General features: G+C 39.7%; 15 protein-coding genes. 7 read left to right on the plus strand and 8 right to left on the minus strand.

Annotated features, from left to right (window positions below):
* Nucleotides 1-107: 107 nt before the first annotated feature.
* Both ribH and QZ379_RS09270 read right to left on the minus strand, forming a co-directional pair.
* Nucleotides 108-602 (minus strand): 6,7-dimethyl-8-ribityllumazine synthase, encoded by a 495-nt coding sequence (gene ribH, locus QZ379_RS09265; protein WP_291563575.1) that lies wholly within the window; start codon nt 600-602, stop codon nt 108-110.
* Nucleotides 603-717: 115 nt separating this feature from the next.
* Nucleotides 718-1,395 (minus strand): tetratricopeptide repeat protein, encoded by a 678-nt coding sequence (locus QZ379_RS09270; protein WP_291563578.1) that lies wholly within the window; start codon nt 1,393-1,395, stop codon nt 718-720.
* Nucleotides 1,396-1,541: 146 nt separating this feature from the next.
* On the opposite strand from QZ379_RS09270, the gene recF reads away from it, so the two are divergent.
* Together recF and QZ379_RS09280 are read left to right on the plus strand one after the other, a co-directional pair.
* Complete coding sequence (recF, locus tag QZ379_RS09275) at nt 1,542-2,663, plus strand: DNA replication/repair protein RecF (RefSeq protein ID WP_291563581.1); 1,122 nt, start codon at nt 1,542-1,544, stop codon at nt 2,661-2,663.
* Nucleotides 2,653-2,943 (plus strand): DUF721 domain-containing protein, encoded by a 291-nt coding sequence (locus QZ379_RS09280; protein WP_291563584.1) that lies wholly within the window; start codon nt 2,653-2,655, stop codon nt 2,941-2,943. Before recF ends, QZ379_RS09280 begins: the two co-directional genes overlap by 11 nt.
* Here the strand turns inward: QZ379_RS09280 and QZ379_RS09285 are convergent.
* Genes QZ379_RS09285 through QZ379_RS09310 form a run of 6 tightly spaced genes read right to left on the minus strand, consistent with a single transcriptional unit; the run spans nt 2,930 to nt 8,855 of the window.
* Nucleotides 2,930-3,484: a 5-formyltetrahydrofolate cyclo-ligase gene (locus QZ379_RS09285; protein WP_366933600.1), complete on the minus strand. Its 555-nt coding sequence runs from the start codon at nt 3,482-3,484 to the stop codon at nt 2,930-2,932. The genes QZ379_RS09280 and QZ379_RS09285 overlap by 14 nt on opposite strands.
* Nucleotides 3,481-5,139 carry a S41 family peptidase gene (locus tag QZ379_RS09290; RefSeq protein ID WP_291563586.1) on the minus strand — a complete coding sequence of 553 codons (1,659 nt, stop codon included), beginning with the start codon at nt 5,137-5,139 and terminating at the stop codon, nt 3,481-3,483. Before QZ379_RS09290 ends, QZ379_RS09285 begins: the two co-directional genes overlap by 4 nt.
* Before the next feature lie 29 nt (nt 5,140-5,168).
* Nucleotides 5,169-5,600, minus strand: a complete 432-nt coding sequence (locus QZ379_RS09295) for a dCMP deaminase family protein (protein ID WP_291563588.1) — start codon at nt 5,598-5,600, stop codon at nt 5,169-5,171.
* 11 nt (nt 5,601-5,611) lie between these two features.
* Nucleotides 5,612-6,070, minus strand: coding sequence for a DUF4847 family protein (locus tag QZ379_RS09300; RefSeq protein ID WP_291563590.1), 459 nt, complete (start codon nt 6,068-6,070; stop codon nt 5,612-5,614).
* Nucleotides 6,071-6,081: 11 nt separating this feature from the next.
* Entirely contained in the window at nt 6,082-8,118 is a 2,037-nt protein-coding gene (locus tag QZ379_RS09305; protein WP_291563593.1) for a M3 family metallopeptidase, read from the minus strand.
* A 44-nt stretch (nt 8,119-8,162) separates the two neighbouring features.
* A complete protein-coding gene (locus QZ379_RS09310) occupies nt 8,163-8,855 on the minus strand; it encodes a Crp/Fnr family transcriptional regulator (RefSeq protein WP_291563596.1) in 693 nt (230 codons plus the stop codon).
* A gap of 272 nt (nt 8,856-9,127) precedes the next feature.
* On the opposite strand from QZ379_RS09310, the gene QZ379_RS09315 reads away from it, so the two are divergent.
* The 5 genes from QZ379_RS09315 to galK all read left to right on the plus strand — a co-directional run bounded on the left by QZ379_RS09315 (nt 9,128) and on the right by galK (nt 14,956).
* A complete protein-coding gene (locus tag QZ379_RS09315) occupies nt 9,128-9,730 on the plus strand; it encodes a MarC family protein (RefSeq protein WP_291563609.1) in 603 nt (200 codons plus the stop codon).
* Nucleotides 9,731-9,849: 119 nt separating this feature from the next.
* Entirely contained in the window at nt 9,850-11,142 is a 1,293-nt protein-coding gene (locus QZ379_RS09320; protein ID WP_291563599.1) for a folylpolyglutamate synthase/dihydrofolate synthase family protein, read from the plus strand.
* Between the two features lie 135 nt (nt 11,143-11,277).
* Nucleotides 11,278-12,372: an aldose epimerase family protein gene (locus tag QZ379_RS09325; RefSeq protein ID WP_291563601.1), complete on the plus strand. Its 1,095-nt coding sequence runs from the start codon at nt 11,278-11,280 to the stop codon at nt 12,370-12,372.
* A 39-nt stretch (nt 12,373-12,411) separates the two neighbouring features.
* Nucleotides 12,412-13,722, plus strand: a complete 1,311-nt coding sequence (locus tag QZ379_RS09330) for an MFS transporter (protein ID WP_291563603.1) — start codon at nt 12,412-12,414, stop codon at nt 13,720-13,722.
* 79 nt (nt 13,723-13,801) lie between these two features.
* Nucleotides 13,802-14,956 carry a galactokinase gene (galK, locus tag QZ379_RS09335; RefSeq protein WP_291563605.1) on the plus strand — a complete coding sequence of 385 codons (1,155 nt, stop codon included), beginning with the start codon at nt 13,802-13,804 and terminating at the stop codon, nt 14,954-14,956.
* The last annotated feature ends 69 nt before the right edge of the window (nt 14,957-15,025 follow it).

The following is a 15,025-nucleotide window of genomic DNA, read 5'->3' on the forward strand; positions in this document are numbered from 1 at the left end:
GCCAGCAGATTTACAGTCTGCCCCATTTGGCCACTCTGGTATTTGCCCTTTCGCCATTTACTCTAAGCAGGATACCTGCTTTTTTCAATTGCGTTGCAAAGATACAACTATTTTTTTAATCTACAAGAAAAGTCTATCATTTTTATTGCAGTAATCGCACATTCATCTCCCTTGTTACCCAATTTACCACCGGCTCTGTCTTCTGCCTGCTCCATTGTATTGGTAGTAATCAGACCATAAATAACTGGGACATCGGTAGTTGCATTCAGATGTGCTATACCCTGTGTCGTACCCGCACAAACATAGTCAAAATGCGGAGTATCACCCCTTACAACGCATCCTATAGCTATTATCGCATCAAACTTATTACTCTTTATCATTTGTGCAGCTCCGTAAGTAAGCTCAAAACTTCCCGGTACAGTTTGAACATGTATGTTTTCGTCTTTTGCTCCATGTTTCTTTAAAGTCTTTACCGCACCTTCAAGTAACGCTCCTGTAATATTGCTGTTCCATTCTGATACTACTATTCCGAATCTCATTCCAGAAGCATCAGGTACAGAATTAAAATCGTAATCTGAGAGGTTGTGATATGCTGTTGCCATAATTTTATTGAGTTTTTGAGTTAATATGTTATTATAAAAAAAACAAGCACGGAACTCCTTATTTGCGTAGTCATTCCACCACGCCGGAAATCCGTGCCTGAAACAGATTTATAAATTATTTTATAGAAGCGCGTTCTATATATTTATCGATATCCATAGCCTGATAAGAATTTGCATAATCTTTTTTCACAGTCTTATATGCTTCAACTGCTTCAGAATTCTTACCCTGCTTTTCAAGAATCTGTCCTGCCTGAATCAGATAAATAGGACTCAAAGAAACACTATTTGCACGCTTTGCTGCTTTAATAAGAGTTTCAGCTGCTTTATCCAACTGTCCCATCTGAGCATAGCAGTTACCCAAAGTTCCCAACACAGCAGGAGCAACCAATAAATCATCACCGACGAATTTACTCAAATATTTTTCAGCATCTTCGTATTTACCAAGCTGTGCGTAGCAGATACCTGCATATGCATTAGCAAGATTACCGGCTTTTGTTCCGCTGAATTCATCAGCCAGCTTCACAAAACCTGCATATCCAAGGCTGTCGCCGTTCAAAGCAGCTTCATAGTTATCAACACCGAAATATTTCTCTCCCTTGAAGATTGCTTCCGAAGCTTTCAGTTCTTTAGGTTCAGACACAAAGTTCGTATAAGCCATGTATCCACCTACTATTACTACCAAAGCAATAACTGCACCCAATAATAAATTTTTGTTTTTGATAAGGAATGCTTCTGAATTGCTGATAGTTTCTTCCATGTTCAGCAAATCATTTGTGTTTTTTTGTTGACTCATTGTTATATTATTTTTTATTATTATTTTCAATGTGTATTTCGGACAGCAAAAGTAATTTATTTATGTTTATAAACGAAATTTGTCGGCATCTTTTTTTACCAATCCTGCTTTTATTGTTAATTTTGTGCCTAAAACAGTAGTAAATTATGTGGCTAAAACGCATCTCGATATTAAATTATAAGAATATAGAACAGGCTGAACTATCTTTCTCGCCTAAAATGAACTGTATCATAGGCCGTAACGGAATGGGCAAGACCAACCTTATGGATGCAGTATATTATCTTTCGTTCTGCAAGAGTGCCACTAATCCTATCGATACTCAGAATATACTCCACGATAGAGATTTCTTCGTCATCCAGGGATTCTATCAGACTGACAATGCTGAACCGGAGGAGGTATATTGCGGTTTGAAGCGTAAACAAAAGAAACAGTTCAAGCGCAACAAGAAGGAATACACACGTCTGTCCGACCATATAGGCCTCATCCCTCTTGTCATGGTTTCGCCTTCAGACTCGGTACTTATCTCGGGAGGAAGCGAAGAACGCCGCCGGTTTATCGACGTTGTCATCTCGCAGTTTGACAGAGAGTATCTTGATGCTCTGATACGTTACAACAAGGCCATGCAGCAACGCAACACTCTGTTAAAATCAGAAATAGAGCCTGAACCGGAGCTTATGAACGTGTGGGAAGAAATGATGGCATCAGCCGGTGAAATAGTTTATAAAAAGCGTAAACTGTTCATAGATGAGTTTATCAAAGTCTTCCAGTCATATTACTCATTCATTTCCGAGAATATGGAAACCGTAAGCCTTGAATACGAATCGCATGCTTCTCAGGGCAATCTGCTATCCATAATCCGCGAAAGCAGACAGCGCGATTTCATCATGGGCTATTCACTGAAAGGAATCCATAAGGACGACCTCATAATGAAACTTGGAGAGTTTCCCATCAAACGCGAAGGCTCACAAGGTCAGAACAAGACTTACCTGATAGCATTAAAGCTTGCACAATTCGATTTCCTGAAACGTACAGGAAGCAGCACCACACCGATAGTATTGCTTGACGATATTTTCGACAAGCTCGATGCGCACAGAGTAGAGCAGATAGTAAAACTTGTGGCCGGGGATAATTTCGGCCAGATATTTGTAACCGACACCAACCGCGACCATTTGGATAAGATTCTAAAGAAAATAGACAAGGATTATAAACTGTTTGAAGTAACCAACGGAAACATTTCTGAAAGAAAGGAGATAGAGAATGAAGCGTAACAACACGGAAAAACTCGGCGATGTAATAATGCAACTTCTGCGCCAGGAAGGGCTGGAAACTCCTTTGAATCAGTACAGGCTTATAGATTCTTGGAAAGATATTGTAGGACCGGTGATATTCAAACACACCACAAACATATACATAAAGAATCAGACACTCTATGTACAACTGTCCTCATCCGTCATTCGGCAGGAACTGCAGATGGGGCGCGAAATATTAATAAGAAACCTGAACTCCCACGTAGGAGCCCAGGTCATTACCGATATTATTTTTTGCTGACATATCCTTCTTCAGTCCAGACTTCATCCATTACTACATCATATTCATCATGAGGTATTTCATCGCTTAGCTGAAAGCCGAAACACACGCCAATCTTGAATGTATTCAGTTTCTTCAGAAAACGGTCATAATACCCCTTCCCTCTTCCAAGCCGGTTTCCAAGCCTGTCGAACGAAACGCCTGGTATTATGGCTGCATCGATAGAAATTAAATCATCAAACACCTCTCCCACCGGTCCGTCAATATTGAAATTACCTTTCTGCATACTTTCCTTTCCGGAGTAGATTTTCAGTTCAAGTTCCTCACCATTGACAACGGGCAAAAGTACAGTTTTCTCTTTACTCAACCGCTCTACCCAGTCGTGTGTATAAACCTCGTCCGGCAGGGAATAATACAGCAATACAGTTTTCGAGCATTTCAGTACAACATTATCCTCCAACCTTTTCACAATGTCGGAGGACAATGTTCTGAGTTGCTCGTCAGTATATTGCTTCTTGGTTTCAGCAATACGCTTTCTGATATCCTTTTTTTCTTCCATCATTCCTTATTGGCATCTTCCGTTACTGATTCTGTTTCCTTAGCTTTTGGGAAAGATTCACCCTTTTCAAGAACCTCAACAGCCTTTAAAACAGTCTTGTCTGTCTTGTTAAGATACTTAATATACTCTTCAATACCAATCATATTATATATGATATTGCCGTAGATGCCTATCTCAAACAACTCTTTTGAAGTAATAAGCATATTGTTTCTTCTTTTCAGACCTTTCTTTTCTGCCCATTTTGAGAAATTTACAAGCAAGTTCTGTTTCTTCAGATAATCTACCAGTTCATCTCCGTTCTTATATTCCATAAGTTTATTTCTGTTCTGGTCTGTATAGTCGAAAGCATATCTAATTATCAATCCACGATTTGCAGCCATACGGAAATAAGAAGTCATACCTATAGTATCGTGCGGCACAAATATATCAGGCATTATACCACCTCCGCCATATACCGGACGTCCTAATCCCGTGTAATATATCTCTTCCGTGTTCTGCTTGATACTGTCAGCCGAGAAGAACTCTCCATGTTCATATCTGGTCAATATATCCATCTCATATTCAGCACCATTCCCCTGTTCATACGGCTTCTGTATGCATCTTCCGGAAGGTGTGTGATATCTTGCTATGGTAAGTCTGATTGCAGAACCGTCGCTGAACTCGATAGGCTGCTGAACAAGACCTTTACCAAACGAACGTCTTCCTATGATAGTTCCACGGTCGTTATCCTGTATTGCTCCTGCAAAAATCTCACTTGCAGAGGCAGAGCCTTCGTCCACCAACACCACAATTGGCAGATTCTGATTGCTGCCTGTACCGTTTGATGTGTAGTTTTCTCTTGGATACTTTCTACCCTCTGTATATACTATAAGTTTGTTTGCAGGAAGGAATTCATTTACCATCTGAATGGCAGCAGCCATATATCCTCCGGTGTTTCCTCTAAGGTCGACTATCAGTCCCTGCATATTCTCCTGATTGAGTTTAGCCAATGCAAACAGAAGTTCAGGATATGTAGTTTCACCAAACTTATTAACCTTTACAAATCCCCATTTACCATCTATAAGGTAAGCCGCATCCACACTCTTTACAGGGATGTCACCTCTTATGATAGTAAAATACAATGTTTCTTTCTCTCCCGGACGGAATATACCAAGTTTAACTTTACTACCTTTTTCGCCCTTAAGTCTTTTCATCGCTTCGCTGTTAGTCACCTTCTTTCCAACGAAAGCAGAATCATCCACTTCTATGATACGGTCGCCGGCCATCAGACCTACCTTTTCAGACGGTCCTCCGGGAATCACGCTATTTACATGTATCGTGTCATCCTTGATAGTAAACTGTATTCCTATTCCGCTAAAATGCCCCTTAAGTCCGGAGTTTACTTCCTCCAAATCCTTGGCAGGTATATACGAAGAATGCGGGTCAAGTTCCGAAAGAATCAACGGCATGGTTTTTTCCACAAGGTCCGTCATTTTAACCGTATCCACATACGAATCGTTCACGATTCTAAGCAATGCGTTAATCTTGTTAGATGAGCCTTTTATAACACCCAACTTATTTCCCGAATAAAGATTATTGTAAAACACACCTATCGCTATCCCTATCACTATACCGACAGCAAGCAATATCGGCATGAAACGTTTATATTTATTATCCATATCTGTATAGATTTTATGTTATTCTGATATTATTCATTGTTTTCGAGATAAATCACATCTATCCCGGCTTTCTTCAAAAGATTTATCCCATCCTCCAGCCTGTATTTTTCTCCATATACCAGCCTTTTTATTCCGGCCTGGATTATAAGCTTTGCACACTCTATGCATGGAGAAGTAGTAACGTACATAGTAGCACCGTCGCTGCTGTTGTTTGAACGTGCAATTTTTGTTATCGCATTAGCCTCAGCATGAAGCACGTAAGGTATAGTCAGTCCGTCTTCATCTTCACAAACATTGCTGAATCCGGATGGAGTTCCGTTATACCCATCAGAGATAATCATTTTGTCCTTTACTATCAACGCTCCCACCTGACGACGCTTGCAGTAAGAGTTTTCTGCCCATATACGGGCCATACGCATATATCTTCTGTCTAATATTTCCTGTTTGTTTTCCTGTTCCATGCTTTCCTGTTTTATCTGTGGTTAAATTGTATATATGTAGTTTTATCCTGTGGAGCCAACTGCATCGTTTTACTGTCGCCCTGATAATACCTGACATTTTTAAGTCTGTTGATAAATTCGGCATTTCTTCCGCTAAGACTTATCGCAGCCTTGATATCCGTTATACTGAAACTCCTGTCTTTAGCATCTGCATTCCATTTCGCTGAAAATGTTCCTCCGTCTATCTGCCCACTCATTGTACCGTCTTTTTCGAATACAACAGTGTACGAATTGACTATCTTCAGGTCGCTTTCTGTCGTAAGCACAGGTTTGCCGGGTTTATATGCGAGATTGTTCCAGTTGCAATCGGTATAATAATTGTTTACCCTCCATTGCCCACTTGAGAAAATCTCAAACACATCGTCCTCCTGATTGCATCCGCATACCAATAATGGCAGCAACATCAATATATATATAATGTATTTCTTCATTGCAGGATAATCTATTTTATTCCGTTTCTTATCAGTAATGCTTCTATTCCCGGTTCCTGTCCGCGGAAACGTTTATATAATGTCATTGGATGTTCTGTTCCACCCTTTGACAAGATATTATCTCGGAATGACTGTGCCACTTCTCTATTGAAAATACCTTTTTCCTTAAACACCGAGAATGCATCGGCATCGAGTACCTCAGCCCATTTATAGCTGTAATATCCGGCCGAATATCCACCAGACATAATATGCCCGAACTGCACACTCATGCATGTTTCGTCCACCTGAGGCAGAAGCTGTGTTTTCTCCCATGCTTTCTTTTCATAAGCCTTCACATCACCGTCGAATAGCTCCTTTCTCGTGTACCAGGCCATATCCAACAGTCCGAAGCTCAATTGTCGCAGACATGCATATGCCACATTAAAATTCTGTGAATCCACTATACTCTTAATCAGGTTTTCAGGTATAGGTTCGCCGGTCAGATAATGCTTGGCAAAAGTATTCAGAAAATCTTTTTCTACAGCAAAATTTTCCATAATCTGCGACGGAAGTTCTACAAAATCCCAATATACATTGGTTCCGCTCATACACTGAAACCTGGTGTTTGCAAACATACCGTGCAAGGCATGACCGAATTCATGCAGGAATGTATTCACTTCGGAGAATGTCAGAAGAGCCGGCTTCTCAGCTGTAGGTTTGGTGAAATTCATTGTTACCGATACATGCGGACGGCTGTTTGTTCCGTCATTTTCAATCCACTGCTCCTTATAGCTCGTCATCCATGCTCCGGAACGTTTCCCGGCTCTTGGATGGAAGTCTGTATAAAGTACTGCAAGAAATGTACCGTCTTCATCGAAAACCTCAAAAGCCTGCACATCAGGATGATATACAGGAATATCCTTATTTTCTCTGAATGTTATTCCATACAATCTTGTCGCAAGCCCGAATACACCCTTCTTTACGTTTTCAAGTTCAAAATAAGACCTCAATGCTTCTTCATCAAGACTGTATTTCTCATTTTTCAGTTTTTCAGCATAGAAAGAGAAGTCCCATGGCATAAGTTCAAAGCCTTCACCCTCTGTCTGTTCTGCCAAATGCTTTATTTCTTCTATTTCCTTGTGTGCTGCAGGAGAATATGCTTCGAGAAGGTCATTCAGAAGTTTATAAACATTCTCGCTGTTCTCGGCCATTCTTTTTTTCAGAACATAGTCTGCATAGGTTTCAAATCCGAGCAGTTGTGCTATCTCCATACGTTTGTTCACCAATTGCTTCACTATATCCTTATTGTCAAGCTCGTCGTTATGCGTACACTGGGTGTTATACGCCATATACATCTGCTTTCTGAGTTCCCTGATTTTGCTGTATTTCATGAAAGGCACATAACTTGGAGCCTGCAGTGTGAACACCCATCCTTCCTTACCTTTTTCCTTTGCAGTATGAGCTGCCGCCTCAACGGCACTTTCAGGCAAACCCTCCAAATCCTTACTGTCAGTGATATGCAGCTCGAATTTATTTGTTTCTTTCAGATGGTTCTGCGAGAATTTCAAAGTAAGAGAACTAAGTTCGGCAGACAGTTTTCTGAATGTTTCCTTGTCTTTTTCATCAAGATTGGCTCCGTTTCGGACAAATCCGTCATAAGTTTTCTCAAGCAAACGGCTTTCTTCCGGCGTAAGTTCCATACTGTCTTTTCTGCCATATACACTTTTCACCTTCTCAAACAGGACAGGATTCAGGCTGATATTATTGCTATGCTCCGTAAGCTCCGGCATCATCTTTTCAGCAATAGCATCAAGCTCGTCATTCGTTTCCGCACTCATAAGATTGAAAAATACGGTAGTAACCCTGTCAAGCAGTTTTCCGGACTGTTCAAGTGCCAATATGGTATTTGCAAAATCCGGTTCATTGGTATTGCTGACAATTCTCTCTATTTCATCATCTTCAATCTTCATTCCCTCCCTTATGGCAGGTTCAAAATCTGTGATTTTTATCCTGTCGAACGGGGTAGTATCATGCGGTGTATTATATATTTGCAAAAATGGATTATTCATATCGTCTACTATCTCTAAATTATACATATATCATCGACCATAAATCAGTCGTTTTCCATACTTTCAACTTCGCTTATCAACTGAGCGAAATCATTTAAGATTATTTTCTTTCTGCTAAGAACCAATACACCTTTTTCCTGCAGTTCATTCAGTGCCCTCGATACATTGATTCTTGTATCGTCTATCAGCGAAGCCAAATCCTCCATTGTTATATACAGAGTCTTTTTCCCTTTAGGAATTATACACCTGAGAGCAAGGAAGTTTTTAAGTTTTTCGTGTGTATTGCCAATGTGTGAGTTCCAAAGTTTATTGTTGGCATTCTGTGCCCTGTTGCTCAGTATATTCAGATAATTCAGATTGAATATCTCAAACTTACATAAATTGGTCAGGATATACCCCTTATCTATATTCAACGTATCCACATCTCCCATAGCTGCATAGGTAGCATTGAATTTAGTATGCATTCCGAAAAGAGAATACGGCTCTATTATGTAAGGGCCGTTCACCTGTTCCTCTATCTTGAAATTATATTTTTCGTCGGTAGTAGTTATTGCCACACTACCGTCGAGGATAAAAATCAGGCTGTTGCATTTAGCATCCTGTATTGCTATATTCTGTTTGGCTTCATATTTATGAAACCCCATTTTAACTTTCTCGATAATACTCGTAATGTTCTCTTTAGTCAACCCCTGGAATAAAGGCAACTCCAATAATGTGTCATACATTGAAACTTTCATGGTTCGTTAAATTAAATGAGTATAAATCCTTATTTTAACATACAAAGTTAACAATATATTTTGTATCCATCCACCTGTAGCCTTGTGTATTTTAGTATTTTTATTAATTGATTTACATAATAAGTCGTTTTATTTCAAAATAAAATATGTAATCGGGGCTAATAGTTAGCCGTCGGTCAGACTTTGTTGAATATATTTTTTTTGTACCTTTGTATCGACAATAAATATCACCAAAAATGAAAAGCTTATATGTACAACTGGCTGCATCGCCTATGTTCGGTGCTTTTGACTTTCAGCAATTTCTCAGTGCATTCATCGTACTGTTTGCCGTAATAGACATCATTGGTTCTATTCCAATCATTCTTGACCTAAAACAGAAAGGCAGGCCGGTCAATGCCATGAAAGCGACTCTGATAGCTTTTGCACTCCTATTGGGATTCTTCTATGCGGGCGACATGATGCTGAGACTTTTTCAGGTAGACATTGCATCGTTTGCTGTTGCCGGTGCCTTCGTAATATTCATGATGTCGCTTGAGATGATTCTTGACATTGAGATTTTCAAAAATACAGGTCCGATAAAGGAAGCCACTCTCGTACCTTTGGTTTTTCCACTGTTGGCAGGTGCCGGAGCATTCACCACACTATTGTCTTTAAGAGCCGAATATGCACCGATAAACATTATTCTTGCACTTGTCCTAAACATGGTTTGGGTATTCATAGTTTTAAAACTGACCGATGTAATCGAGCGTTTCTTGGGTAAAGGCGGTATATATGTGATAAGAAAATTCTTCGGTATAATACTTTTGGCTATTTCAGCCAGACTTTTCACCGCCAATCTCACATCGCTTATAGAGCAATTCCAAGCCTTAAAATAAACGCTTCGTCATTTTAAGTAAAACGCTTCGTCATTTAAGATAAAACGCCTAAGCATTTTTTTCCAATGCTTGGAGCGTTTTTTCAATACATAGAATTTTCATAAAAGATACATAGAAAAATGAGCTACAAAGATACTATAAACTATCTGTTCAATTGTGCCCCGATGTTCCAGAATGTGGGCAAAGATGCATACAAAGAAGGGCTTGACAACACCTACAAACTTGACGAACATTTCTGGCACCCCCACAAAAGATTCAAGACCATACACATAGCAGGAACAAACGGCAAAGGGTCTTGCTCTCACACTATAGCAGCCATCCTTCAGAATGCGGGGTATAAGACAGGACTTTATACATCGCCACACCTTGTAGACTTCAGCGAACGTATAAGAGTAAACGGCCGGCCTATAGAGGAGGATTTCGTAATACGTTTCGTAAATGAGCACAAGAGCTTTTTCGAACCTCTCCACCCTTCTTTCTTCGAACTTACAACGGCTATGGCTTTTATGTATTTTGCTGAAAAAGAAGTAGATGTAGCTGTAATAGAAGTTGGATTGGGAGGAAGATTGGACTGCACAAACATTATAAATCCGGATTTGAGCATCATAACGAACATAAGCCTTGACCATACGCAATTCCTCGGCCATACTCTGTCGGCAATAGCCAAAGAGAAAGCCGGAATCATAAAAGAAAATACACCTGTAATAGTAGGAGAATATACTTCTGAAACCAAAGAGGTGTTCCTTTCAAAGGCTATCGAATGTAATGCGGCAATAACATTTGCACAAGATTCACAAGTAATAAACGAAGCTGAAAGGACCGAAGACGGACACTGGCTCTATCAGACAGACGAAATGAAAGACCTATACGGTGAACTTGGAGGAATGTGTCAGACTAAAAACACAAATACCATCTTAAATGCAGTAAAAGAACTTATCAGAATAGGATATAACATAAAGGAAGATAATATCAGAGCCGGATTTGCCCATGTGTGCGAGACTACAGGGCTTATGGGAAGATGGCAGAAACTGGAGGAAAGACCTAAAGTGATATGCGACACGGGACATAATATAGGAGGTATGCAGTACATAGCCGAACAGTTAGCCTCCATGCATTATGACAAACTGCATATTATAATAGGTATGGTAAATGACAAAGATATCAATGGGGTTATATCTTTGCTTCCATCGGATGCTACATATTATTTCACTCAGGCATCAGTAAAAAGAGCATTGCCGGCAGAGGAAGTTATGAAGATAGGAAACAGCCACGGTCTGCATGGAGCAGCCTACCAGAGCGTAAAAGATGCATTGGAAGCTGCAAAAAGAAATGCATCGGAGAACGATTTGATATTCGTAGGCGGAAGTACATTTATTGTATCAGACCTTATTGTATTGTACCCTCAAAAATGAACATATCAACATCATAATGTTTATAAAAGGTAAATACTGCTTCTTTTTCAGAGAAAATGTTTGGGAAATTTAAAGAAAATCTTTTTATTTGCACAACAATTTGAACGATGTGTAAATAAAAAGATTTTTTAATATATGGACAACACGTTTTACAATGAAAACAATTTAAGCGGCCTGAAAAGAGCCGATTTTCAGAAAACAATAAACGGGAAAGAAACTGATTTATTTATTCTGTCAAACGATAACAATGCAGAAATTGCAGTAACAAACTATGGTGGAGCTATACTTACTATAATGGTTCCAGACAAAAACGGAAACATTGAAAATGTAATCCAGGGACATGACACGATAGAAAACGTTATCAACAGTCCTGAACCGTTCTTGAGCACACTGATAGGAAGATATGGCAACAGAATTGCAAAAGGAAAATTCAAACTCGACGGAAAGGAATATAACCTTACCATAAACAACGGTCTTAACTCACTGCACGGTGGTCCTACAGGTTTCCACGCAAGAGTATGGGATGCAGAACAGACAAGCAAACAGAGTGTCACTCTGCATTATCTGTCAAAAGACGGTGAAGAAGGATTCCCAGGCAATCTTGACATCACAGTAGTTTATACTCTTTCCAACGATAATGAGCTGATAATAACATATACAGCCATTACCGACAAAAAGACTTTGATAAATCTCACACACCATGCTTTCTTCAGCCTGTCAGGAGTTAAGGCTCCTACAGCATCAGTAGAGAACAATATTCTTACAATCAATGCAGATTTCTATACTCCTATAGATGAAGTGTCTATACCAACAGGGGAAATAAGCAAGGTAGAAGGCACTCCTATGGATTTCAGAACACCGCAAATAGTGGGTAGCAGAATCAATGACAAGTTCCAGCAGCTAATCTTTGGAGCCGGATATGACCACTGTTATGTTCTGAATAAAGAGGAACAGGGCACACTGACTTTTGCTGCAAAATGCATTGAGCCGAACAGCGGAAGAAGCCTTGAAGTTTACACAACAGAGCCTGGTGTACAATTATACACAGCAAACTGGCACAGCGGATTCAAAGGCTATCATGGAGCAACATTCCCTGCAAGAAGTGCTATATGTTTTGAAGCTCAGAGATTCCCTGACACACCTAATAAGGGACATTTCCCTTCAGCAGTACTCGTACCGGGTGAAACATATCATCAGGTAACAGTCTACAAATTTGGAATAGAAAAATAATAAACCTAATAATTAATCATTTTATCTCTTAAACAAATTATGAACCAACAAAAACAAAATGGCAAATTCATTGCAATCATTACTATGATTTTCCTTTTCGGTATGATTGCTTTCGTAACCAATCTTGCCGCCCCAATGGGAATCGTATTAAAGAATCAATTTTCAGTATCTAATGCACTCGGAATGTTAGGTAACCTTGGTAACTTTATTGCTTATGCAGTAATGGGTATTCCAAGTGGAATTTTATTAACTAAAGTCGGATATAAAAAGACTGCACTTATAGCTGTTGCCGTAGGTTTCATCGGTGTCGGTGTACAATATCTTTCAGGACATGCGTCACCATCATCTGCATTTGCAGTTTATCTGGTAGGAGCTTTCATTTCAGGTTTCTCAATGTGTCTGCTCAATACTGTAGTAAACCCTATGCTTAACAAACTTGGAGGTGAAGGAAACAAAGGAAACCAGTTAATACAGATTGGTGGATCATTCAACTCTGTAATGGCAACCATTACACCGATGTTTGTAGGTATCCTTATTGCAGGCTCTGTTGAAAAGGCTACAATCTCACAGATTTTCCCTGTTATGTACACAGCTATGGCTGTATTTGCACTGGCATTCATAGTATTACTATTTGTAAACATACCTGAACCGGCTGCTGCAAAAGCAACAGAACCTATAGGTCATTTGATGAAAGGAGTACTTCGTTTCCGCCATTTCGTATTAGGAGCAATAGCAATATTTGTATATGTCGGAATTGAAGTCGGAGTTCCTGGTACATTGAATCTATTCCTTACAGAAGAGGCAAGTAAAGGTGGAGCCGGAATAAACACTACAATAGCAGGTTTCGTAGTAGGTACATATTGGTTGCTGATGCTTGTAGGTCGTTTGGCCGGTGCATCATTAGGAGCAAAAGTTTCAAGTCGTGCAATGATGATATTCACTTCCGGTCTTGGTCTGTTATTGGTATTGTTCGCTATTTTCTCTTCTACACAAACTATGGTTGACCTACCAGTTCTTCAACAAAGTGCAACAGGCAGCCTGTCATTCGGATTGGCTAAAGTTCCTGTTAATGCCATGTATCTCGTTTTAGTAGGTATATGTACTTCTATAATGTGGGGTAGTATATTTAACCTTGCTGTTGAAGGTTTAGGAAAATATATTGCTGCTGCTTCAGGATTGTTTATGGTACTTGTTTGTGGTGGAGGTATTCTTCCTCTTATCCAAGGTTGGGTAGCAGACGTTGCAGGTTTCATGAACAGTTATTGGGTAATTGTACTTGCCCTCGCTTATCTTCTGTTCTACGGTCTTGTAGGATGCAAGAATGTAAATAAAGATATTCCTGTAGAATAATTAACCTGAATATCATGACAGTACATCTTTAGCACTGTCATGATATTTTATTATATTAACCTTTTAATAATTTACAATCATGGACATAGAATTTGTAAGAAGTCGTTTCCAAAAACATTTCGACGGTACAACCGGATATATATATGCTTCACCGGGACGTATCAACCTTATAGGTGAACACACTGATTATAATGGCGGATTTGTATTCCCTGGAGCAGTTGACAAAGGTATGATGGCAGAAATCAAACCTAACGGAACTGACAAGGTTTGTGCTTATTCAATCGACTTGAAAGATTATGTAGAATTCGGTCTTAATGAAGAAGATGCTCCATCTGCAAGCTGGGCAAGATACATTTTCGGAGTATGCCGCGAAATGATTAAACGCGGAGTAAACGTTAAAGGTTTCAACACTGCATTTGCAGGTGATGTACCTCTCGGTGCAGGTATGTCTTCATCAGCAGCTTTGGAATCAACTTACGCATTCGCATTGAACGACTTGTTTGGTGAAAACAAAATAGATAAATTCGAATTGGCCAAAGTTGGTCAGGCTACTGAACACAACTACTGCGGTGTAAATTGCGGTATCATGGACCAGTTTGCATCAGTATTCGGTAAAGAAGGCAGCTTGATTCGTTTGGATTGCCGTTCTTTGGAATATCAGTATTTCCCATTCAAACCGGAAGGTTACAGACTTGTTCTTGTTGACTCAGTCGTTAAACACGAACTTGCTTCTTCTGCATACAACAAACGTCGCCAGAGCTGCGAAAATGTAGTTGCTGCAATCAAGAAAACTCATCCTGAAGTAGAATTCCTTCGCGACTGTACAATGGATATGCTTAATGCAGTGAAAGGAGAAGTTTCTGAAGAAGACTACATGCGTGCTGAATACGTTATAGAAGAAATTCAGCGTGTGCTTGACGTTTGCGATGCTTTGGAAAAAGGTGATTACGAAACTGTAGGACAGAAGATGTATGAAACACACCACGGTATGAGCAAACTGTACGAAGTAAGCTGCGAAGAACTCGACTTCCTGAATGACATTGCATTCGACTGCGGTGTAACCGGCTCACGTGTTATGGGTGGTGGTTTCGGTGGATGTACAATCAACCTTGTTAAGAATGAATTGTACGAAACATTCATCACTACAGCAAAAGAACGCTTCAAAGAAAAATTCGGACGTAGCCCTAAAGTTTACGACGTAGTAATCGGCGACGGTTCACGCAGAATCTGCTAAATAGTACAACATACAATCGAGTAGGAGGAAAACGAAGTAGTTTTTCTCCTACTTTCGTTTTCCGACCTC

It is taken from the genome of Bacteroides sp., from assembly GCF_019417265.1.
Lineage (GTDB): Bacteria > Bacteroidota > Bacteroidia > Bacteroidales > Bacteroidaceae > Phocaeicola.

Coding starts and splice junctions, on each gene's coding strand:
- ribH (WP_291563575.1), bottom strand. CDS start 602: ATGGCAACAGCATATCACAACCTCTCAGATTACGATTTTAATTCTGTA.
- QZ379_RS09270 (WP_291563578.1), bottom strand. CDS start 1,395: ATGAGTCAACAAAAAAACACAAATGATTTGCTGAACATGGAAGAAACT.
- recF (WP_291563581.1), top strand. CDS start 1,542: ATGTGGCTAAAACGCATCTCGATATTAAATTATAAGAATATAGAACAG.
- QZ379_RS09280 (WP_291563584.1), top strand. CDS start 2,653: ATGAAGCGTAACAACACGGAAAAACTCGGCGATGTAATAATGCAACTT.
- QZ379_RS09285 (WP_366933600.1), bottom strand. CDS start 3,484: ATGATGGAAGAAAAAAAGGATATCAGAAAGCGTATTGCTGAAACCAAG.
- QZ379_RS09290 (WP_291563586.1), bottom strand. CDS start 5,139: ATGGATAATAAATATAAACGTTTCATGCCGATATTGCTTGCTGTCGGT.
- QZ379_RS09295 (WP_291563588.1), bottom strand. CDS start 5,600: ATGGAACAGGAAAACAAACAGGAAATATTAGACAGAAGATATATGCGT.
- QZ379_RS09300 (WP_291563590.1), bottom strand. CDS start 6,070: ATGAAGAAATACATTATATATATATTGATGTTGCTGCCATTATTGGTA.
- QZ379_RS09305 (WP_291563593.1), bottom strand. CDS start 8,118: ATGAATAATCCATTTTTGCAAATATATAATACACCGCATGATACTACC.
- QZ379_RS09310 (WP_291563596.1), bottom strand. CDS start 8,855: ATGAAAGTTTCAATGTATGACACATTATTGGAGTTGCCTTTATTCCAG.
- QZ379_RS09315 (WP_291563609.1), top strand. CDS start 9,128: ATGTTCGGTGCTTTTGACTTTCAGCAATTTCTCAGTGCATTCATCGTA.
- QZ379_RS09320 (WP_291563599.1), top strand. CDS start 9,850: ATGAGCTACAAAGATACTATAAACTATCTGTTCAATTGTGCCCCGATG.
- QZ379_RS09325 (WP_291563601.1), top strand. CDS start 11,278: ATGGACAACACGTTTTACAATGAAAACAATTTAAGCGGCCTGAAAAGA.
- QZ379_RS09330 (WP_291563603.1), top strand. CDS start 12,412: ATGAACCAACAAAAACAAAATGGCAAATTCATTGCAATCATTACTATG.
- galK (WP_291563605.1), top strand. CDS start 13,802: ATGGACATAGAATTTGTAAGAAGTCGTTTCCAAAAACATTTCGACGGT.